The organism is Nocardioides sp. Leaf374 (genome assembly GCF_916862475.1).
In the GTDB taxonomy this organism is placed as follows: domain Bacteria; phylum Actinomycetota; class Actinomycetes; order Propionibacteriales; family Nocardioidaceae; genus Nocardioides; species Nocardioides kribbensis.
The window spans coordinates 1-20,225 of the sequence record NZ_CAKASO010000054.1 but is presented as its reverse complement, the minus strand read 5'-3'; the positions used below and the strand labels follow the sequence as shown (position 1 = coordinate 20,225).

The following is a 20,225-nucleotide window of genomic DNA, read 5'->3' as shown; positions in this document are numbered from 1 at the left end:
GTCGTCGCGCTGGGAGGCGGCGCCCTCGGGGCGGCCGTGCTCGGGGTGCTCGCCCTGGGCGTCGCGCCCGCCACGGCGCCCACCGGCGACCGGCGTCCGCCGGCGGCCTCGATCGACCGGCCGGTCGACACCGCGTCCCCGTCGACCTCCTCGCCGCGCTCCGCCGACCCTGCGCCCGCCACCGTGGCCTCGATCGCCTCCGCCGGGCTCGGCCCGGTGGTCGGACCCGCCCTGGGCTGGTCGGTGGCCACCGCCGTCGACCCCGACCGGCGCTGACCCGCACCGAGCCCGACCCGCACCGCTCCCGACCGGCGCCGACCCCCGCCGGCTCGCATCGATCCCGACCGAGGCCGACCCCGACCGGGGCCGACCCGCGCCCGGCCGGACACCGACGCGGCCGGCCGCGGCGGTGGTCCACCCCTCCGGGCCTGCAGCGGTTGCGGGCCACCGGTCATGATGGTGCGGTGAACGACGAGCACCAGCACGGCCAGGCCGACGGCGAGCCCACGCAGCCGGTGGGTCCGCTGCCTCCTGCCGCGCACGACCCGGCGGGGTCCTGGCAGGCGCCGGCGCCCCACGAGGCGCCCGCCGACCGGTCGACCCCGCCCTCCTGGGTGCCCCCGCAGCAGCAGCCGGCGCCCTACCGCGAGCCGTGGGGCGGCTACCCCGCGCCCGGCACCACGCCCTTCCCCGTGGGGGGCTTCGCAGGCCAGCCGGCCCAGCCCGGCGGTCACCCGGGCCAGCCGCACGCGCGCCACGCGACGACCAAGGGACGCGTGAGCGGCTGGGTGTGGCCCGTGGTCGCCGTGCTCGCGCTGGTGGTGGGCGTGCTCGGCGGCGTGGCCGGCAGCGTCGGCTACGAGAACCTGCGCTCCGACGACACCCCCGGCACCGTCGCCGACGGCCTCGCGGGCGTCGACACGGTCACCGAGGCCCCGCTGGCCGCCGAGGACGGCACGGTCGCGGCGGTCGCCGACGCCCTGCTGCCGAGCACGGTGCAGATCGTCGCGGAGTTCGAGGGCCAGGACGGCGGCGCCACCGGGTCGGGCTTCGTGCTCGACCGGCAGGGTCACATCGTCACCAACAACCACGTCGTGGCCGACGCCGCCGACGACGGCGGTCCGATCGAGATCGTCGACCAGGACGGCAACCGCTACGACGCCACCGTCGTGGGCCGCAGCCCCGTCTACGACCTGGCCGTCCTCGTCAGCGAGGAGGCCACCGGGCTGGAGCCCGCCTCGCTCGGTGCGTCCGGCAAGCTCCGCGTCGGCGAGACCGTCGTGGCCTTCGGCTCCCCGCTGGGCCTCAGCTCCACCGTGACCGCAGGCATCGTCAGCGCCCTGCAGCGCCCCGTGACGACCGGCCAGTCGGCCGACCAGTCCTCCTACATCAACGCCGTGCAGACCGATGCCGCCATCAACCCCGGCAACTCCGGCGGGCCGCTGGTCAACCTGCTCGGCCAGGTCGTCGGCGTCAACTCCGCCATCGCCACCACCGGCGGCGGGCTGGGCGGGGAGTCGGGCAACATCGGCGTCGGCTTCGCGATCCCCGTCGAGCAGGTGCGCATCACCGCCGACCAGATCCTGCGCACGGGCGAGGCGAGCTACCCCGTGATCGGTGCCGAGGTGCAGACCGGCGGGCAGGGCGGCGACGGTGCCGAGATCAGCCGGGTCGTGGCCGACGGCGCCGCGGCCGAGGCCGGCCTGGAGGAGGGCGACGTGGTCACCGCGGTCGACGGCGAGCGCGTCACCGACGGCATCGCCCTCATCGTCAGCATCCGCTCGAACCAGCCCGGCGAGACCATCGAGCTCACCGTGCAGCGCGGCGGCGAGGAGCGGCAGGTCGACGTCGTGCTGCGCTCCGAGGTCGGCTGACCCCGGAGGCGTCGGCCGCCTGGCGACGGCCGGCCACGCACCACCACCGCTAGGGCTCGGGGCGCTCGGCGGCCTCGACGTAGGGGTGCTCGTCGACGAACGTGCGGGTCTCGGCGTACATCCGCTCGATGAACTGCTCCAGCTGCTCCGACTCCACGCGCCACTGGCCGCGGCCGCCGATCTTGATCGCCGGCAGGTCGCCGCGGCGCACCAGCGCGTAGACCTGGGCGCTGGAGGTGTTGAGCACCTCGGCCACGTCGGCGAGGGTGAGGAAGCGAGGCGACGCCATGGCCCCATCGTCGCACCTGCCTCCGACGCACGGCACGAGCGGTGGTCCGGACCTGTGGAGAGACGATGTCTGTCTCCGGCGCCGCTGGGCATGATGGCGCCGTGGCCAGGAAACTCGGGAGCACTCCGTCACCACCCCAGCCGTCGGCGGCCCTCGCGCCGCCCGCCGCGCAGCGCACGCGGTCACCGGGGTGGCGCGACCCGCGGCTGTGGATCGGGGTGGCCATCGTGGCGGGCTCCGTCGTGCTCGGTGCGCGCCTGCTGGCCGCGGCCGACGAGACGGTCGCGGTCTGGGCGGCCGCCGACGACCTCGGCCCGGGTGAGCGGATCGACGCCGGCGACCTCGAGGCGCAGCGGGTGCGCTTCGCCGACGACACCGATCTCGCGCGCTACTGGAGCGCCGACGAGGAGCTGCCGGCCGACCTGACCCTGGTGCGGGGGATCGGGGCGGGGGAGCTGCTGCCGCGCCGGTCCACCGGTCCGGCCGGGGAGGCCGACCTGCGCGTCGTGCCCGTCGCGGTCGACCCCGGGCTCGTGCCGAGCGGGGTCGGGCCCGGCGTCGTCGTCGACATCTACGTGCTCGACGGTGCCGGCGCGCTCGCGGAGGGCGACGCGGGCGCGGCGGGAGGCGCCGACGCCGAGGAGAGCCGCATCGAGGGCCTCTCGGTGGTGGGCGTGGCCGCCGACTCCGAGGGCTTCGCCGCCTCGGGCCAGCAGCGTCTCGACCTCGCGATGAGCCCCGAGCAGGCCGACCGGTACTTCGCCCTGCTGGCCTCGCTGGGCGACCCGGTCGTGACCGTGCTGCTGGGGGGCTGACCCGTGCCTGACCGCACCGCCGTCGTCCTGGTCGTCGCCTCCGGGGCGGCGTGGGAGTCCCCGGCGCTGCAGCACCTCAACGCCCGCCCCGGCGTGGTCGTGCTCAAGCGCTGCGTCGACGTCGACGACCTGCTCGCCTCGGCCGCCGCCGGTCAGGCCGACGTCGCCGTGCTCGGCCTGGACTCCCCGGGCCTCGACCTGGCCGCCGTCGACCACCTGCGCCGCCACGGCGTGCGGCCGGTCGCCGTCGTGCCCTCCGCGCTCTCCCCGGAGGCGGCCCGGCTGCGGGCCTCGCGCATCGCGATCTCCTCGATCGTGCCGGAGACGCGCCTCGACTCCCTGCCCGAGGCGGTCACCGCGCCGGAGGAGCCGCCGCCGCCCACACGCCCGGCCGGCGGCGGCGACCCGGTCCCCGCGGCCCCCACCGCGCCGCGTCCCGCTCCGCCGGAGCCCGACTCAGCGCGCGACCGGCCCGCCGCGGCCCCCGCGTCCCCGTCGGCGCCCGGCCGCGTGGTCACGGTGTGGGGCCCCGCCGGCGCCCCGGGTCGTACGACGATCGCCGCCGGTCTCGCGGCGGTCCTGGCCGGGCGCGGCGCGCGCACGGTGCTTGTCGACGGCGACCCCCAGGGAGGGGCGGTGGCCCAGCAGCTGGGCATCCTCGACGAGGTCTCGGGCCTGCTCGCCGCGGCGCGACTGGCCTCGGCGGGCATGGTCGAGGAGCGGTTCGCCAGTGTGCAGCGCTCCCTGGGGCCGCACCTCTCGGTGGTGACGGGCCTGCCGCGTGCCGACCGCTGGGCCGAGGTGAGGGCCGGCGCCCTGGAGCACCTGCTGGAGGTCGGCAGGGAGCAGGCGCAGGTGGTGGTCGACACCGGGTCGAGCCTCGAGGGCGACCTCGGTGCGGAGCTGTCGGGGCGACCGGGGCGCAACCACCTCACCCTGGCCGCCGTCGACGTGGCCGACACCCTCGTGGTGGTGGGCACGCCCGACCCCGTGGGCCTCTCGCGGCTGGCCCGCGGCCTGGCCGAGCTCCACGAGCACACCGGGGGGCGTCCCGTCCACGTCGTGGTCAACCGGATGCGGTCGACCCTCGGCTGGAGCGAGAAGGACGTCGCGGCGATGGTGGCCGGCTTCGGCCGGGTGGAGGGCCTGCACTTCCTGCCCGACGACCGGGCCGGGGTCGACCGCGCCCTCGTCGCGGGTCGCACGCTCACCGAGTCGGGGGACACCCCGCTCGTGCGCGCCCTGGCGCCGCTCGCCGACGCCCTCGTCCCCGACTTGGTGCGCGAGCACGCCTCACCCCGCCCGGGCCGGGGCGCGCGGGCGCGCCGACGCGCCCGGTGAGCCGCGGGCGCGACCCGGCGACCGGTGGGTCCGCCGCCGCGGCGGTCCGCAGCGACTTCAGCGCCCGCAGCACCCTCAGCGCGGGCGGAGGGTGAGCACCTGCGCCGCGCGGCCCACGGGTCCGTGGAGGTCGTGCAGCACGCTGCTGGTCAGCCCGACGCCGTCGGGGCCGAAGACCACCGTGGTGTCGAGGCCCAGCCACACCGGGTCGCCGTCGGCCACCCGCGGCTCGCGCACGAGGTGCACGGTGAGGTCGAGGTTGGGGAAGGCCCACTCCTGCGGCGAGGTGCGCACCGCCAGCCCGTTGGCGGTGTCGACGAGGCCGAGCAGCCGCGCCAGGGCGCTCGCGGGCTCACCGGCCACGAGCGCGGCCGTGGTGGAGATCCACGACCGGCCCCGGCCGGGCTCGACCTCCCCGGCGGCGCGCACGTCGAGGCCGGCGATGTAGCCGCCCGGCCAGACGTCGGTCATGGCTCGCGTCGGCAGGTCGTGGGGCGGTGGGAGCGGCTCCCCGGCCCCGCCGGCGACCACCGAGGTGTCGCCGGTGGCCAGCCGCCACACCCGGGCGCGGGCCGCCGCCCGGCCGGCGCTGCGCAGGGTGGCCTCGACCAGCTCGATGGTGCGGCCCGGGCGCAGCACCTCGACGTCGACCTGCACCTCCTCGGGCCCGATGACCCCGAGGATGTCGACCGACACCCGGCTCACCGTCATCGCCCGCGCGCCGCCGGCAGCACCGGTGGGGCCGGCGGCCCGGGCGGCGGCGTCGCGCTCGACCTCGTGCACCAGCAGGCCCACGAAGGGGCTGATGTGCTGCTCCGCGGTCGACCACGCGCCGCCGGTGAGGTCGGTGGGCAGGAAGCGGCCCTCGGCGAGCCGGTCGAAGAACCGGTCGGGGCGCTCCACGTCGCGGCTCACGCCGCGAAGAGGAGGTAGAGGCCGCCGGCGGTGAAGGCGACCATGACGAAGAGCAGCGGCAGCTGCCCGGTGAGCTGGTGGCGTCGCGGCAGCAGCTTGATGGCCCGGTCGTGGGCGGCGACCACGCCCAGCACGTGGCCCAGCACGACCGCGGCGACCTTCGTGTTGGCCAGCAGCGTGGGGTGGTTGGAGAGCCAGTAGTTCGGCGTCCAGCTGCCGGTGCCGAGCAGGTCGGAGCCGTTGCTCAGCGGGTCGCTGGCCTGGATGAGGGTCTGCTGGCCGTACTCCACCCAGTAGGACAGGTAGTGGGCGATGATGTAGCCGACGATGATCGGGACCACCGAGTGGGCGAACAGCATCGGCAGCGCCCGCCGCGACCGGCCCTCCTCGACGCCGGTGGTCATCGTGCCGAGGGCGAAGAGCCCCCCGACCCCGGCGCAGAAGACGACCAGGCCGATGTTGTTGGCCACGTCGGGCGCCCAGGAGCGGGAGTCGATCCACGCGGTGTTCTGCAGGAAGGAGACCCAGCGCAGGGAGTCGCGGAAGGAGTCGAAGGCGGTGGACCCGAAGAGCACCGCCACCACGGCCACCAGCCCCGGACGCGGCACGAGGGAGTCGAGGTTGGCCAGCGGGCTGCGCAGCAGCACCACCCCGTCGCGCCGGCCCCACACCGAGAGCTTGGCGACGAGGCTGGAGTAGACCTCGAAGGGGTCGGCGCGCTCGTACCAGACGTTGCCGAAGACCGCCCCGCCGACGAGCATGGCCGCGACGTAGACCGCCGCCCACAGCCGCACCGGCCCCAGCTCGGTGGAGTAGGGGTAGACCAGCTCCAGCCACACGAAGGCGAAGAGACCGATCGCCGCCGGCCAGTAGCCGAGCCGCTCGGGGTAGCGCAGCAGGCCGACCTCGGGGTCGCCGCCGGAGATCTTCGCCAGCGCCAGGTTGATCGTGCGGGCCGGGCTGATGGCCTTGAAGACCGGGCCCAGGAGCACCGAGGCGGGCACGATCCCCACCCACAGCCACACGTAGAACATGCCGAAGAAGGGGTTGAGCAGCAGGTCGCGGCCGAAGACCGCGGCGAGCGCCCCCCAGCCGAAGACCGCGAGACCCGCGACGCGCAGGGCCACGCGCCACGGCACGGAGTCGACCACGCGCGTGAGCAGCGGCAGCGGCCGGCCGCTGGTGGCGGCGTCGTAGCGCGGGCTGCGCCACGCCACCGCGAGCACGGTGAAGGAGACCGTCAGCGCCGCCACGGCGCCGGCGATGGCCAGCTCCGGGGAGATGGGCAGGTCCTTGGCGCCGCCGATGCCGTGCGCCTGGGTGACCCGGTCGTCGGTGACCCCGGCGGCGAGGGCCGCTTGGAGGCCGGCGTGCAGGCCGGTCAGGCCCGCCACGGTCAGGAGACCTCGAGCTGCAGGATGGTCAGCCCGAGGTCGTGGGACTCGACCTCGACCACGCCGGGCTGCTCGAAGGTGAGCTCGAGGTCGGTGGTGCCCTCGTCGTACTCCAGCTCCTGCTCGGGGGTGGAGTGCACGTGGATCTCGCCCGGGGCGTCGGCGGTGATCTCGAGGGTGACGGTCTCGTCGAGGGAGACGGGCAGGCGCTGGGCCTCGGGAGAGACGGTGTCGCCCTCGATGGTGATCGGGACGACGGTGCCGGCCGGCTCCTCGGAGCCCTCCGAGGCGGAGCCGGAGGGCGAGGCGCCCGAGCCCCCGGTGGCGCCGGTCGTCGCGCTCGACGTCGCCGCACCGGGGGTGTCGTCGGAGACCGTCTCGGCGTCCCCGCAGCCGCTGGCGAGCAGCAGGACGCAGGTGAGGGCGGCGGACGAGGCCAGCAGACGCATGGTGCGGTTTCCTTCGCAGACGGGGACGTGACGGACCGGGAGAGGTCGGCCGGGGGCCGGCCGTGGTCGACGGCCCGGTGGTGCACGGGCCTCTGACAGAATCGCACGACGAGCAACTCCGGGGAGAGCCGGGCCGGTGGGTTCAGCAGCCCCTCAGCGCGGTCTCAGCGGGTCCTCAGCCCGCCCCCGGCCGGGGGCACCGAGGGCCCGGATCGGCCCCGGTCCCGCCCGCCCCGTCCCGGTGGAGGGACCCCCGTCAGCACAGAGAGGCACCGATGAGTGAGCGTCTGCGGTCGCGGGACCTCGCGTTCCTGACCGAGGAGTCGTTGACCACCCCGAGGCACAACGCGACGGTCGAGATCTTCGAGCCGGGCGACTCGGGCTTCGACTACGACCGGCTGGTGGAGCTCATCGCCGACCGGATCTCCTTCGTCCCGCGCTACCGCCAGCGCGTGCAGAGCGTGCCGGGCTGGCTGGCCAACCCGGTGTGGGTCGACGACGAGCGCTTCGACCTGGGCTACCACGTACGCCGCTCCGCGCTGCCCCGCCCCGGCTCGCTCGACCAGCTGCGCGAGCTGGTCGCCCGCATCGTGTCGCGCCCGCTCGACCGCAGCCGCCCGCTGTGGGAGGTCTACTTCGTGGAGGGCCTCTCCGGTGGCCGGGTGGCCCTGCTCTACAAGTCCCACCAGGCGCTGGTCGACGGCGTCGGCACGGTCGACCTGGCCCAGGTGCTGCTCGACTCCTCCGCGGAGCCGAAGTCGCTGGGCCACGACGACTGGGCGCCGGAGCCCCGCCGCTCCACCCCGGGCCTGGTGGCGGAGGCGCTCGGTGACTCCCTGCGCGACCGCGCGACGGTGGTCGACACCCTGCGCAGCAGCACCGGCGCCCTGACCCGCACCGCCACCGGTGCGGCCGAGCGCGCCGGCCGTGTGGTCGGCGGGCTGACCGGGCGGGGCCAGGCCCCGGAGACCCCGCTGGCCGGCCGGCTCTCCCAGCAGCGGCGCGTGGTCTCAGTGACCACCCAGCTCGCCGACTACCGCCGCATCCGCGACGGGCACGGCGGCACGGTCAACGACGTCATCCTGGCCACGGTCGCCGGCGGCCTGCGGGCGTGGCTGATGACCCGGGGCGCCTCGCTCGGGTCGCTGAGCCAGGTGCGCGCCGTCGTGCCGGTCTCGGTCATCGACCACGAGCTCGAGGCGACCTCCCTCGGCAGCCAGATCGCGCCCCACCTGGTGCAGCTGCCCCTGGGCGAGGCCAGTCCCGTCGTGCGGCTGCACCAGCTGAGCTACTCCTTCCTCTCCCACCAGGAGACCGGCCGCAGCGTCGCCGCCAACCGGCTGGCCGGGATCGCGGGCTTCGCCCCGTCGACCTTCCACGCCATCGGCAGCCGCGTCGCCGCGGCCGAGACCCGCCGGGGCGCGCAGATCACGATCACCAACGTGCCGGGCCCGCAGTCGCCGCTCTACGCCGCGGGCGCCCGCATGCAGGCGACCTACCCCGTGCCGCCGCTCCCGCCGGGCCAGACCCTCGCCTTCGGTGTGACCTCCTACGACGGCGGCGTCTACTACGGGATCACCGCCGACCGCGACAAGGTCCCCGACGCCGAGGTCCTCGGCCAGTGCCTCTCCGAGGCCCTCGACGAGCTGCTCGACACCGTGACCGGCGCCCGCTCGCGGGTGCCACGGGGTCGCCGTCGCGGCGGCGCCGGCACGACGGCCCCCCGGTCGACCCGCAGGGTCACCCGGCCCGCGAGCGGCCGCCCCACCGGCGGCACGACCCCGCCCACCAGCCCGCCCACCAGCCCGCCCGACGGCCCCGCGGGGGAGCAGCAGTGAGCCCCCGCGCCGGTGCGGTCCGTGCCTACGTGCCGCTGACGTCCTCCTCGCTCGCCGCCCTCGTCGCCGCGGGCCGCCTCGAGGGCCCGCTGCGCGCCCACGCGGTGACCGAGGCGCTGCGCGCGGAGTGGCCCGACGGCGACGAGGAGGGCTGGGAGTACGCCGCCCTCATGGCCGCCGCCGCCACGTCGCGCACGCTGCTCACCCCCGCCGACCGGCCGCGACGCGTGGTGCTCGCCGTCGACGTGCCCGCGGTCGAGCCCGTCGCCGGCGACGACCCGACACTGGTCGACGTCGCCGCCGACGTGCCCTGGCGCACCATCGCCTCGGCCCACGTCGACCCGCTCGACGACGCGCCCGACGACGACGACCTCGCGTGGTACGCCACCCAGGAGATCGCCCACCTGCTCTGACCCCCGCGGGGGAGGGGGCCGGGACTCGGAGCCCGGGGCACGGCCTCGTTAGAGTCGCGCCCATGGACGCCCTCACCTTCCCGCCGGCACCCGTCAACGAGCCCAACCTCACCTACGCGCCCGGATCGGCGGAGCGCGAGGCGCTCCAGGCCGAGATCGCGCGGCTGGAGTCGGAGCAGCGCGACCTGCCCGCCCACATCGGCGGCGAGGCGCGCCCCGGCGGCGGGGCCGAGATCCGCGTCGTGCAGCCCCACGACCACCAGCACGTGCTGGGCGTGACCCGCAACAGCACCCGCGCCGACGCCGAGGCCGCGATCACCGCCGCCCAGGACGCCGCTCCCGCCTGGCGTGGAATGGCCTTCGACGAGCGCTGCGCGGTGATCCTCAAGGCCGCCGACCTGCTCGCCGGCCCGTGGCGCCAGCGCATCAACGCCGCCACCGTGCTGGGGCAGTCGAAGACCGCCTTCCAGGCCGAGATCGACAGCGCCTGCGAGCTCATCGACTTCTGGCGCTTCAACGTGCACTACGCCAAGCAGATCCTCACCGACCAGCCCATCGCCAACTCCCCGGGCATCTGGAACCGCACCGACCACCGCCCCCTCGAGGGCTTCGTCTACGCGATCACCCCCTTCAACTTCACCGCCATCGCCGGCAACCTGCCGACCGCGCCGGCGCTGATGGGCAACACCGTGCTGTGGAAGCCCTCGCCGACCCAGCAGCTGGCGGCGTCGCTGACCATGGAGCTGCTCGAGGAGGCCGGCATGCCGCCGGGCGTCATCAACATGCTCCCCGGCGACGGCCTGGAGGTCTCCGAGGTGGCCCTGGCCCACCGCGACCTCGCCGGCATCCACTTCACCGGCTCGACCCCCACCTTCCAGCACCTGTGGCGCACGGTGGGAGAGAACATCGCGGGCTACCGCTCCTACCCCCGCATCGTCGGCGAGACCGGCGGCAAGGACTTCGTGGTCGCCCACCCCTCGGCCGACCCCGACGTGCTGCGCACCGCGCTGATCCGCGGCTCCTTCGAGTTCCAGGGCCAGAAGTGCTCGGCGGCCTCGCGCGCCTACGTCGCCCGCTCGGTGTGGGACCGGATCAAGGACGACCTGGTGGCCGAGGTCGAGGCGATCAGCGTCGGCGACCCCACCGACTTCTCCCACTTCATGGGCGCCGTCATCGACGACCGGGCCTTCGCCAAGCACCGTGCCGCCATCGCCCGCGCCCAGGAGACCCCGCACCTCACGGTGATCGCCGGCGGCCAGACCGACGACTCCACCGGGTGGTTCGTGCGTCCCACGGTCGTGGAGTCGACCGACCCCACCGACGAGATGTTCTCGACCGAGTACTTCGGCCCCATCCTCGTCGTGCACGTCTACGACGACGCCGACTTCGAGTCGGTCGTGCACCAGATGGAGTCCTTCGCCCCCTACGCCCTCACCGGCGCGATCATCTCCCAGGACCGCGCGGCCATCGCCTGGGCCCGCAAGGAGCTGCGCTTCGCGGCCGGCAACTTCTACATCAACGACAAGCCCACCGGCGCGGTGGTGGGCCAGCAGCCCTTCGGCGGCGGGCGCGCCAGCGGCACCAACGACAAGGCCGGCGCCGCGGTGAACCTGCTGCGCTGGACCTCGCCGCGCTCGATCAAGGAGACCTTCGTGCCGCCGACCGACTACCGCTACCCCTACATGGGCTGAGCCCCGGCGCGCACGCCCGCAGACGCCACGAGGCCCCACCGGACGACCGGTGGGGCCTCGTGCTGCGTCGGGCCCTGGTGCGGGACCTGGGTCGACCCGCGGGGGAGTCGTAGGCTCAGGCCTCGAGGGCGGGGTAGTCGGTGTAGCCCTCGGCGCCGCCGCCGTAGAACGTGTCGGGGTTCGGCTCGTTCAGCGGGGCGTCGGTCTGCCAGCGGCGCGGCAGGTCGGGGTTGGCGATGAAGAGCCGGCCCACGGCCACGGCGTCGGCGAGGTCCTGGTCGAGGATGCGCTGCGCATCCTCCTTGGTGGTGACGGTGCCGAAGCCGTCGTTGGCGATGACCACGCCGCCGAACTCCTTGCGCAGACCCTGGATCAGGTCGAGCTCGGGGTCGGCGAGGAAGCTCAGGTAGGCCAGGCCCAGCGGGGCGATGGCCTGCACGAGCGCGGTGTAGGTGGCCTCGACGTCGGAGGGGTCGGTCTCGGTGCAGCCCTGGATGTTGTGGGCCGGCGAGATGCGGATGCCGACCTTCTCGGCGCCGATCTCGGCGGCCACGGCGCGGGTGACCTCGATGGCGAAGCGGGCACGGTTCTCCGGCGAGCCGCCGTAGGCGTCCTCGCGGTGGTTGGAGCCCGGGGCCAGGAACTGGTGGATGAGGTAGCCGTTGGCGGCGTGGACCTCGACCCCGTCGAGACCCGCGTCGATCGCGCCGCGGGCGGCGTCGACGTACTCCTGCACGACCGAGGCGATCTCGTCGGTCTCGATGGCGCGCGGGGTGGGGGAGGGCTTCATGCCCTCGGCGGTGAACATCTCGTCGGGGGTGGCGATCGCGCTCGGCGCGATCAGCTCCTGACCGCCGGTGTTGTCGGGGTGCGCGACGCGGCCCGCGTGCATGAGCTGGGCGACGATGCGGCCGCCGCCGGCGTGCACGGCCTCGGCGACGCGCTTCCAGCCGGCGAGCTGCTCGGCGGTGTGGAAGCCGGGGGTGTTGAGGTAGCCCTGGCCGTGGGCGCTGGGCTGGCTGCCCTCGGTGATGATGAGCCCGGCGGAGGCGCGCTGCGCGTAGTACTCCACGTTGAGGTCACCGGGCACGGTGCCCTCGGCGCGGTTGCGGGTGAGCGGCGCCATCACGAGGCGGTTGGGGAGCTCCCAGTTCTTCACGGTGAGGGAGTCGAAGAGGTCGGCCACGGTGGTGTCAGCTCCTGTACGTCGGGTGCGGTCGGTCACGAGGACGAACGCCCCGGACGCCCCGCCTCATCCCGGTCTCACCCGGGGAGGTGAGAATGGGGCGTGATGAGCACCGCAGCCCTCGCGCCGACCGCCGACACCGCCACCGTGTGGCTGGTGGCGCTGCACCTGGGCGCCCTGCACCCGGTGGAGCAGGCGCTCACCGTGGCACTGGCGTTCGGGCCCTTCCTGGTGCTCGGCGTCGTCGTGGCGCTGCGGCGCCGCTCGGACCGGGCCGCCGAGGAGGCCGCGGGCGAGGAGGTCGCCGACGACGGCGCCCGGGCGGCCCAGGCACCCGACGCCGGCGACGGACCCCGAGGTGCCCCCGGCCGCGACCCCGGCCGCGACTGAGCGACCGGGGCGACCCGGGGCGGCCTCGGTCAGCGGGCGAGGTACTCCCGGCCGACCTTGTTCTCGGCCTTGAGCGCCTTGAGGAGCATGTCGCTGACCAGGCCCTCGATCTTGCCGCCGACCAGCGGGATGCCGACCTTGATCTCCAGGTCGACGGTCTCGGTGGTGACCCCGCCGGCCTCGCGCAGGGTGGCGGTGCCCTTCATCTCGCCGGGCTTGCCCGGGATGGTCACCAGCACGGCGCCGCGGTCGATCGTGCTCCACGACTCGGTCTGCACGATGTTGATCTCGTCGCCGACGAACTTGGTGGCGAAGGAGGGGATGCCCTTGGCCGGCTGCACCTGGTCGATGACGACCTCCATGCCGTCCTCCGGCCGGTCGCCCTTGGGGGTGACGGTCACGGTGCGCGAGAGCACCCGCTGGTAGTCGCAGACCTCCTCGCGGAAGGACCGGTCGGCCAGCATCGCGGCCACCTCGGCCAGGGGGGCGTCGTAGGTCAGGTCGTGCTTGAGTCGCTTGCTCACTTCTCACCTCTCGTGGCCGCGCCGGGGGCGCGGGGCCGCGTGCGTGCGGATCGGTCGGTGCACATCATGCACGGGTGTGCACCGAGTCGGCAGGCCCGACCGGGTGACGTGCGCCCGGTCAGCTCTGCGGGACGTGCGGCCCGATCGCGGGCAGCTCCTCCTCCTCGGCGAGGATCTCGGCGTACGTCGGGTCCTCGAAGGAGATCGGGTCGGGCACCCCGGCGGTGATGCGGGTGCCGTCGGAGCGCACCCCGCCGAGCTGCGGCTCGTCGCCCAGGTGACCCGAGAGCCGGTCGCCGTGGCCGTCGAGCGCGACCACGAGCGGGGCGCCGGCGCGCACGACGTGCTCGCGGCCCGCGACCGCGATCTCCACGTCGGGGGCGTCGTCGCCGTCGAGGGTGAAGCTGATCGCGGCCTCGGTGAGCTCCACGCGCACCCGGGTGCCGCGCCAGGTGACCGCGAACCGCAGCCGGCCCCAGGCGTCGGGCAGCCTTGGGTCGAAGGACAGCCGGGGACCGCGGTCGCGCATGCCGCCGAAGCCGAAGACCAGCGCACTCCACACGCCGCCGGTCGAGGCGATGTGCAGGCCGTCGACGGTGTTGCCGTGCAGGTTGCACAGGTCGACGTAGAGCGACTGCAGGAAGTACTGGAACGCGACCTCGTGGTAGCCCACCTCGGCGGCCATCACCGACTGCACGACCGCAGACAGCGTGGAGTCGCCGGTGGTGATCGGGTCGTAGTACTCGAAGTCGGCGCGCTTCTCGGCCGCGGTGAAGCGGTCGCCCTGGAGGAAGAGCGCGAGCACGACGTCGGCCTGCTTGAGCACCTGGAAGCGGTAGATCACCAGCGGGTGGTAGTGCAGCAGCAGCGGGCGCAGCTCGTCGGGGGTGCGCGAGAGGTCCCAGACCTCCCGGTCGAGGAAGAAGTCGTCCTGCGGGTGGATGCCCAGGCCCTCGTCGAAGGGGATGTGCATGCCGGCCGCACAGCGACGCCACTCCTCCACCTCGTCGTCGCCGAGGTGCAGCCGGCCCACCAGGCGTGCGTGCTCGACGGGGTGCTCGGCGCGCAGCAGCTCGACGGCGGCCACGGCCTGCTCGAGGTTGTAGCGCGCCATGACGTTGGTGAAGAGGTTGTTGTTGACGACCGTCGTGTACTCGTCGGGGCCGGTCACGCCGTGGATGTGGAACGACAGCGAGCCGTTGCTGCGCCAGAAGCCGAGGTCGACGTACATCCGCGAGGTCTCGACGAGCACGTCGATGCCGTCGCGCACGAGGAAGCCGGTGTCGCCGGTGGCCGCGACGTACTGCGTCAGGGCGTAGGAGACGTCGGCGTCGATGTGGACCTGGGCGGTGCCGGCGGCGTAGTAGGCCGAGGCCTCCTCGCCGTTGATGGTGCGCCAGGGGAAGAGCGCACCGCTCTGCGCCATCTCGCGGGCCCGGTGGCGCGCGGCGGGCAGCATCCGGGTGCGGAAGTGCAGCAGGTTCCGGGCCAGGTGGGGCTGGGTGTAGGTGAGGAAGGGTGCGACGTAGATCTCGGAGTCCCAGAAGTAGTGCCCCTCGTAGCCCGAGCCGGTCACCCCCTTGGCCGGCACGCCCTGCTGGTCGGCGCGCGCGCTGGCCTGGGCCAGGGAGAAGAGGTTGAAGCGGATCGCCTGCTGGGTGGCGAGCGTCTCGTCGACGTCGGTGCCGTCGGCGGCCTCCACCTCGACGTCGGCGGCCGACCAGAACCGGTCGAACCACGCGCGCTGCTCGGCGTGGTAGTGGGCCACGCCGTGCAGCGCGGCGCGGTCGAGGGTGCGGTCGCAGCGGTCGGCCAGCTCGCGCACGGGCACGCCGCGCGAGGTGTGGTAGGCCACCGTCTTCTCCAGGCGCACGGTGCGGCCCTCGCGGGCCTCGACGCGGAAGACCATCTTGGTGAGGTCCTCGTCGTCGCGCAGGATCACCTCGGGCTCGTCCTCCGACTCCAGCCGGTGGTCGGCGCCGACCGCGATGGTCATCTTGGAGTTGGCGCACATGTAGCCGAGCATCATCCGGTCGTGGCGCGCGTAGCTGAGCCGCGGCAGCAGCACCCGGTCGTCGAACGACGCGGCCTTGCGCGGGTCGACGCCCTCGCCCATCGACTGCGAGGAGACGTGGTACTCGTCCTTGCCGTCCTGGCGGTTGAGCACCTGCGAGGAGATCACGATCGGGGCGTCGCCCTCGAGCATCGTGACCTCGAAGGTCATCACCGCGAGGTGGCGCTGGGTCATCGAGACCATGCGGGAGGACTCGACCTTGACCCGCTTGCCCGAGGGGGTGCGCCACACCAGCGAGCGGCGCAGCACGCCGTCGCGGAAGTCGAGGCTGCGCTCGTAGTGCTCGAGGTCGGCGGTGCCGATGGTGAGCGGCTCGTCGTCGACGTAGAGCTTCATCAGCTTGGCGTCGGGCACGTTGACGATGGTCTGGCCGGTGCGGGCGAAGCCGAACGCCGCCTCCGCGTGGCGGATCGGCCAGGTCTCGTGGAAGCCGTTGACGAAGGTGCCGTGGGCGTAGGCGTCGCGGCCCTCGGCGGGGTTGCCGCGCATGCCGAGGTAGCCGTTGGCGACGGTGAAGAGGGTCTCGGTGACCCCGAGGTCGTCGGGGTCGTAGGCGCGCTCGACCAGGCGCCACGGGTCGACGGGGAAGCGGCTGCGGTCGACGGGGTCGGCCGCGACGTGGCGGCCGTGGCTGCCCTGGGCCTGACCCTGCCCGGGGGTGCGCGCGCTCACGGGACCAGCTCGGCGAGGTCGGCGACGACCAGCGTGGCCCCGGCGCCGGTGAGCACCTCGGCACCGGCGCCGCGGTCGACGCCGACCACGACCGCGAACCCGCCGGCCGCGCCGGCGCGCACGCCGGACACGGCGTCCTCGAGCACCACGGCCGAGCCCGGGTCGGCGCCCAGCACGGTGGCGGCGTGCACGAAGGTGTCGGGGGCCGGCTTGCCCGGCAGGCCGAGCTCCTCGGCCACCGCGCCGGACACGACGGTCGCGAAGCGGTCGGCCAGGCCGGCGGCCTCCAGCACGGCGGGGGCGTTGGCCGAGGAGGACACGACCGCCAGCGGCGTGCCGAGGTCGCGCAGGTGGTCGAGCAGTGCCACCGAGCCCGGGAAGGCGGTGACGCCGTCGCGTGCGAGCACGGCGTTGAAGGCGTCGTTCTTCCGGTTGCCCAGGCCCTTGACGGTGGGCGCCCGGTCGGGGGCGCCGGAGTCGGTGGCCTCGCCCTCGGGCAGCGTGATGCCGCGCGAGGCCAGGAAGTCGCGCACGCCGTCGTAGCGGGGCTTGCCGTCGACGTGGGCGAAGTAGTCGGCCTCGGTGTAGGCCGACCAGTCGCCCGCGGCGTCCTCGGAGCGGTGCTCGGACAGGAAGGCGTTGAACATCTCCGACCAGGCGCGCATGTGCACCTCGGCGGTCGGGGTGATCACGCCGTCGAGGTCGAAGAGCACGGCGGCGTGCGCCGACCAGTCGACCGGGGTCGTGCCGGCGGGCTCGGGCGGGGTCGCGGGAGTCGTCACCGCAGCAGGGTAGGCCGCGCGTGTGTCGCGGGTGTGAAGGCCCGGCGTACGCAGGTCGGGACGGTGACGGGCGCAACGCCGCGGCGGACGTAGGCTGCTCGGCATGGACGACCAGCCGGACCTGAAGCCCCGCTCCCGCGACGTCACCGACGGCCTCGAGAGAGCGGCCTCGCGCGGCATGCTCCGCGCGGTCGGCATGGGCGACGACGACTGGGAGAAGCCCCAGATCGGCGTGGCGTCGAGCTGGAACGAGATCACCCCCTGCAACCTCTCGCTCGACCGGCTGGCCAAGGCGGTCAAGAACGGCGTGCACGCCGCCGGCGGCTACCCGCTGGAGTTCGGCACGATCTCGGTCTCCGACGGCATCTCGATGGGCCACGAGGGCATGCACTTCTCGCTGGTCTCCCGCGAGGTCATCGCCGACTCGGTGGAGACGGTGATGATGGCCGAGCGCCTCGACGGCTCGGTGCTGCTGGCCGGCTGCGACAAGTCGCTGCCCGGCATGATGATGGCCGCGGCCCGCCTCGACCTGGCCTCGGTCTTCCTCTACGCCGGCTCGATCATGCCCGGGCAGGTCGACGGCAACGACGTCACGATCATCGACGCCTTCGAGGCCGTCGGCGCCTGCCTGGCCGGCAAGATCACCCGCGAGGAGGTCGACCGCATCGAGCGGGCCATCTGCCCCGGCGAGGGCGCCTGCGGCGGCATGTACACCGCCAACACGATGGCCGCCGTCGGCGAGGCCCTCGGCATGTCGCTGCCCGGCTCGGCCGCCCCGCCGGCCGTCGACCGGCGCCGTGACGGCTTCGCCCACCGCTCCGGCGAGGCCGTGGTCGAGATGCTGCGCCGCGGGATCACGGCGCGCCAGATCATGACCATGGAGGCCTTCGAGAACGCCATCACCGTCGTCATGGCCCTCGGCGGCTCCACCAACGCCGTGCTGCACCTGCTGGCCATCGCCCGCGAGGCCGAGGTCCCGCTGACCATCGACGACTTCAACCGCATCGGCGACAAGGTCCCGCACCTGGCCGACCTCAAGCCCTTCGGCCGCTACGTCATGAACGACGTCGACAAGATCGGCGGCATCCCGGTGGTCATGAAGGCGCTGCTCGACGCGGGCCTCATGCACGGCGACTGCCTCACCGTCACCGGCCGCACCATGGCCGAGAACCTCGAGGCCCTCGCGCCGCCGGCCCTCGACGACGACGTCATCCGCCGTCTCGACCGCCCGATCCACGCCACCGGCGGGCTCACCATCCTCAAGGGCTCGCTGGCCCCCGAGGGCGCCGTCGTGAAGTCGGCCGGCTTCGACGAGTCGGTCTTCTCCGGCACCGCCCGCGTCTTCGACGGCGAGCGCGCCGCCATGGACGCCCTCACCGCCGGGCAGATCACCGCCGGCGACGTGGTCGTCATCCGCTACGAGGGCCCCAAGGGCGGCCCCGGCATGCGCGAGATGCTCGCCATCACCGGCGCGATCAAGGGCGCCGGCCTGGGCAAGGACGTCCTGCTGCTCACCGACGGCCGCTTCTCCGGCGGCACGACCGGCCTCTGCGTCGGCCACGTCGCCCCCGAGGCCGTCGACGGCGGCCCGATCGCCTTCGTGCGCGACGGCGACCGGATCACCCTCGACGTGCTCAACCGCAGCCTCGAGGTCGAGCAGGGCGACGACTGGGAGTCGCGCAAGGAGGGCTGGGCGCCCCGCGAGCCGAAGTACACCCGCGGCGTGCTGGGCAAGTACGCCCGCACCGTCGCCTCCGCCGCGCACGGCGCCGTCACCGGCTGAGCCGGGTGAGCGTCCCGCGACGGGCGCCGAGCGAGCGCCGGGCGCTGCTCGGCGCCCTCGCCGGGCTGGTCGCGCTGGTGCTCGCCGCGGGCCTGGTCACCCACCTGCCGCGGTGGCTCGCGGGTGACGACCCGGTCGCGGAGGGCGTCGGGCGCCCCGGTGCGGCCCCGGGGGCGGGCCCGGGCCCGGGCGGCGGCCGCGGCGACCGGCGTACGCCGGAGCAGGTGCGGGCCGCCAACGCCGCGACGCTGCTGCCCAACGGCACACGCCGCGTCTTCGGCGCCGACGACTTCCTGGTGGCCTACTACGGCACGGCGCAGACCCCCGCCCTCGGGGTGCTCGGGGAAGGAGCGCCCGAGCAGGTGCGCGAGCGCCTCGACGCCGCGGCGCGGCCCTTCGCCCGCCCCGGCTCGCCCGTGCAGCCGGTCTACGAGCTCATCGTGACCATCGCCGACGCCGGGCCCGGTGACGACGGCGACTACGCCCACGACGTGCCGCGCGCCGAGGTGGAGCGCTGGATCGCCGCGGCGCGCCGGCACGACGCGCTGCTGCTGCTCGACCTGCAGCCGGGCCGCACCGGCTTCCTCGACACCGCGGGCCGCTGGGAGTGGGCGCTGCGCGAGCCCCACGTCGGGCTCGCCCTCGACCCCGAGTGGCGGATGGGGCGCCGCGAGGTGCCCGGGCAGGTCATCGGCAGCGTCGGCGCCCGCGAGGTCGACCGCACCTCGGCCTGGCTGGCCGGGCTGGTGCGCCGCTGGGAGCTGCCGCAGAAGCTCTTCGTGCTCCACCAGTTCCGCACCGACATGGTGCGCGGCCTCGCGGCCGTCACCTCCCGCCGGGAGCTGGCGACGGTGCAGCACGTCGACGGCTTCGGCGCGCCGCGCGAGAAGCTCGCGACCTACCGCGCGGTCGTGCGTCCGCATCAGTTCCGGCGCGGCTTCAAGCTCTTCTACGACGAGGACGTCGACCTGATGGGCCCGCGCGAGGTGCACGCGATCCGGCCCGCGGTGAGGTTCGTGAGCTACCAGTGAGCCACCCGTGAGCCACCCGAGGAGGTCGGGCCACCTCCACCGCGACCCCGGGCGGGTAACCGGGCGCCGCGGGTACCACCGCCCCGACCTCCACCCAGTGGAAGCCCGCGGGAAGGTGGCGCGGCCCCGACGGTTCGACCGGGCGTGCCTGAGGTGACGACCGAGCCATCACGCCCGCCCACGACGACGCCGCGTCGGCCCGGTGGCGGTGGCCGGCTGCGCGACCAGCTCCTCGCCCTCGGACCCCACGACGGCGCGCACCGCGTCGCGGCCCGCGCGGGGGTCTCGATCCTCGTGCCGCTGCTCGTGCTGCTGGCCGCGGGTCGTCTCGAGTGGGCGCTCTACGCCACCTTCGGCGCCTTCGCCGCGCTCTACGCCCGCGACCGCGGCGGCGCCGAGCGACGCCGCATGCAGCTCACGCTCGCGACGCTCCTGGTGCTCGCCGTCGGGCTCGGCACGGTCGTGGCGACCTCCCCGCAGCGCGCCTGGCTGGCCGTGCCGCTCGCGGCCGGGGTGGCCGCGCTCGGCTCCACGCTCTCGGACCGCCACGCCTGGCACCCGCCCGGGGCGCTCTTCCTCGTCTTCGCCTTCGGCGCCACCGCCTCGGTGCCCTCCACGGCGGGCGACGTGCCGGTCGCTCTGGGCGTGGCGGCCGCCTCCGCCGCGCTCGCCGTGGTCGTCGGGGGCCTCGGCGCGGCGGTGCGCGCCAGGCGGGGCGGGTCGGGCGCCGCCGGTGGGCCCGGTGCAGCGGTCGGTGCGCAAGC

General features: G+C 74.8%; 18 protein-coding genes and 1 pseudogene. 11 read left to right on the top strand and 8 right to left on the bottom strand.

The window, feature by feature from the left end:
- Together LPA27_RS17720 and LPA27_RS17715 are read left to right on the top strand one after the other, a co-directional pair.
- Positions 1-276: hypothetical protein (locus tag LPA27_RS17720; protein ID WP_228943285.1), on the top strand; the 276-nt coding region annotated here is incomplete at its 5' end.
- A 188-nt stretch (positions 277-464) separates the two neighbouring features.
- A complete protein-coding gene (locus tag LPA27_RS17715; protein ID WP_056862289.1) occupies positions 465-1,874 on the top strand; it encodes a S1C family serine protease in 1,410 nt (469 codons plus the stop codon).
- Positions 1,875-1,923: 49 nt separating this feature from the next.
- Here LPA27_RS17715 and LPA27_RS17710 read toward each other — a convergent pair whose 3' ends face one another.
- Positions 1,924-2,163: a helix-turn-helix domain-containing protein gene (locus LPA27_RS17710; RefSeq protein ID WP_056862290.1), complete on the bottom strand. Its 240-nt coding sequence runs from the start codon at positions 2,161-2,163 to the stop codon at positions 1,924-1,926.
- Between the two features lie 218 nt (positions 2,164-2,381).
- Between LPA27_RS17710 and LPA27_RS17705 the strand changes: the two genes are divergently transcribed.
- Both LPA27_RS17705 and LPA27_RS17700 read left to right on the top strand, forming a co-directional pair.
- A complete protein-coding gene (locus tag LPA27_RS17705; RefSeq protein WP_228943284.1) occupies positions 2,382-2,978 on the top strand; it encodes a hypothetical protein in 597 nt (198 codons plus the stop codon).
- Between the two features lie 3 nt (positions 2,979-2,981).
- Positions 2,982-4,319, top strand: coding sequence for an AAA family ATPase (locus LPA27_RS17700; protein ID WP_228943283.1), 1,338 nt, complete (start codon positions 2,982-2,984; stop codon positions 4,317-4,319).
- Between the two features lie 75 nt (positions 4,320-4,394).
- On the opposite strand, the gene LPA27_RS17695 is transcribed toward LPA27_RS17700, so the two are convergent.
- From LPA27_RS17695 to LPA27_RS17685, 3 genes are read right to left on the bottom strand one after another with little or no spacing between them, the layout of a single operon-like run.
- Positions 4,395-5,234, bottom strand: a complete 840-nt coding sequence (locus tag LPA27_RS17695) for a thioesterase family protein (RefSeq protein WP_056862293.1) — start codon at positions 5,232-5,234, stop codon at positions 4,395-4,397.
- Positions 5,231-6,628, bottom strand: a complete 1,398-nt coding sequence (locus tag LPA27_RS17690) for a hypothetical protein (protein ID WP_228943282.1) — start codon at positions 6,626-6,628, stop codon at positions 5,231-5,233. The genes LPA27_RS17695 and LPA27_RS17690 overlap by 4 nt, the downstream gene beginning before the upstream one ends.
- Positions 6,629-6,630: 2 nt before the next feature.
- On the bottom strand, positions 6,631-7,077 hold the full coding sequence (locus LPA27_RS17685) for a hypothetical protein (protein WP_228943281.1): 447 nt from the start codon (positions 7,075-7,077) through the stop codon (positions 6,631-6,633).
- A gap of 275 nt (positions 7,078-7,352) precedes the next feature.
- On the opposite strand from LPA27_RS17685, the gene LPA27_RS17680 reads away from it, so the two are divergent.
- The 3 genes from LPA27_RS17680 (at position 7,353) to pruA (ending at position 11,019) form a co-directional block, all read left to right on the top strand.
- On the top strand, positions 7,353-8,915 hold the full coding sequence (locus LPA27_RS17680) for a WS/DGAT/MGAT family O-acyltransferase (RefSeq protein ID WP_228943280.1): 1,563 nt from the start codon (positions 7,353-7,355) through the stop codon (positions 8,913-8,915).
- Positions 8,912-9,328 carry a DUF6912 family protein gene (locus tag LPA27_RS17675; RefSeq protein WP_228943279.1) on the top strand — a complete coding sequence of 139 codons (417 nt, stop codon included), beginning with the start codon at positions 8,912-8,914 and terminating at the stop codon, positions 9,326-9,328. The genes LPA27_RS17680 and LPA27_RS17675 overlap by 4 nt, the downstream gene beginning before the upstream one ends.
- Before the next feature lie 62 nt (positions 9,329-9,390).
- Entirely contained in the window at positions 9,391-11,019 is a 1,629-nt protein-coding gene (gene pruA / locus LPA27_RS17670) for an L-glutamate gamma-semialdehyde dehydrogenase (protein WP_228943278.1), read from the top strand.
- A gap of 115 nt (positions 11,020-11,134) precedes the next feature.
- On the opposite strand, the gene LPA27_RS17665 is transcribed toward pruA, so the two are convergent.
- Entirely contained in the window at positions 11,135-12,205 is a 1,071-nt protein-coding gene (locus LPA27_RS17665; protein ID WP_228943277.1) for an alkene reductase, read from the bottom strand.
- A 105-nt stretch (positions 12,206-12,310) separates the two neighbouring features.
- On the opposite strand from LPA27_RS17665, the gene LPA27_RS17660 reads away from it, so the two are divergent.
- Positions 12,311-12,595, top strand: coding sequence for a hypothetical protein (locus tag LPA27_RS17660; RefSeq protein ID WP_228943276.1), 285 nt, complete (start codon positions 12,311-12,313; stop codon positions 12,593-12,595).
- Positions 12,596-12,624: 29 nt separating this feature from the next.
- Here the strand turns inward: LPA27_RS17660 and LPA27_RS17655 are convergent, their stop codons facing one another.
- The 3 genes from LPA27_RS17655 to LPA27_RS17645 all read right to left on the bottom strand — a co-directional run bounded on the left by LPA27_RS17655 (position 12,625) and on the right by LPA27_RS17645 (position 16,647).
- Positions 12,625-13,119, bottom strand: coding sequence for a DUF2505 domain-containing protein (locus LPA27_RS17655; protein WP_056862298.1), 495 nt, complete (start codon positions 13,117-13,119; stop codon positions 12,625-12,627).
- A 118-nt stretch (positions 13,120-13,237) separates the two neighbouring features.
- Entirely contained in the window at positions 13,238-15,760 is a 2,523-nt protein-coding gene (locus tag LPA27_RS17650; protein ID WP_228943286.1) for a glycoside hydrolase family 65 protein, read from the bottom strand.
- Positions 15,761-15,861: 101 nt separating this feature from the next.
- Positions 15,862-16,647 carry an HAD family hydrolase gene (locus tag LPA27_RS17645; RefSeq protein WP_228943275.1) on the bottom strand — a complete coding sequence of 262 codons (786 nt, stop codon included), beginning with the start codon at positions 16,645-16,647 and terminating at the stop codon, positions 15,862-15,864.
- 103 nt (positions 16,648-16,750) lie between these two features.
- On the opposite strand from LPA27_RS17645, the gene ilvD reads away from it, so the two are divergent.
- The 3 genes and pseudogenes from ilvD to LPA27_RS17630 form a co-directional block, all read left to right on the top strand.
- Positions 16,751-18,430, top strand: coding sequence for a dihydroxy-acid dehydratase (gene ilvD / locus LPA27_RS17640; RefSeq protein WP_228943274.1), 1,680 nt, complete (start codon positions 16,751-16,753; stop codon positions 18,428-18,430).
- Between the two features lie 5 nt (positions 18,431-18,435).
- Complete coding sequence (locus LPA27_RS17635) at positions 18,436-19,461, top strand: hypothetical protein (protein WP_228943273.1); 1,026 nt, start codon at positions 18,436-18,438, stop codon at positions 19,459-19,461.
- Positions 19,462-19,614: 153 nt separating this feature from the next.
- Positions 19,615-20,225 (top strand): annotated as a pseudogene (locus LPA27_RS17630) (hypothetical protein); the annotation flags it as partial.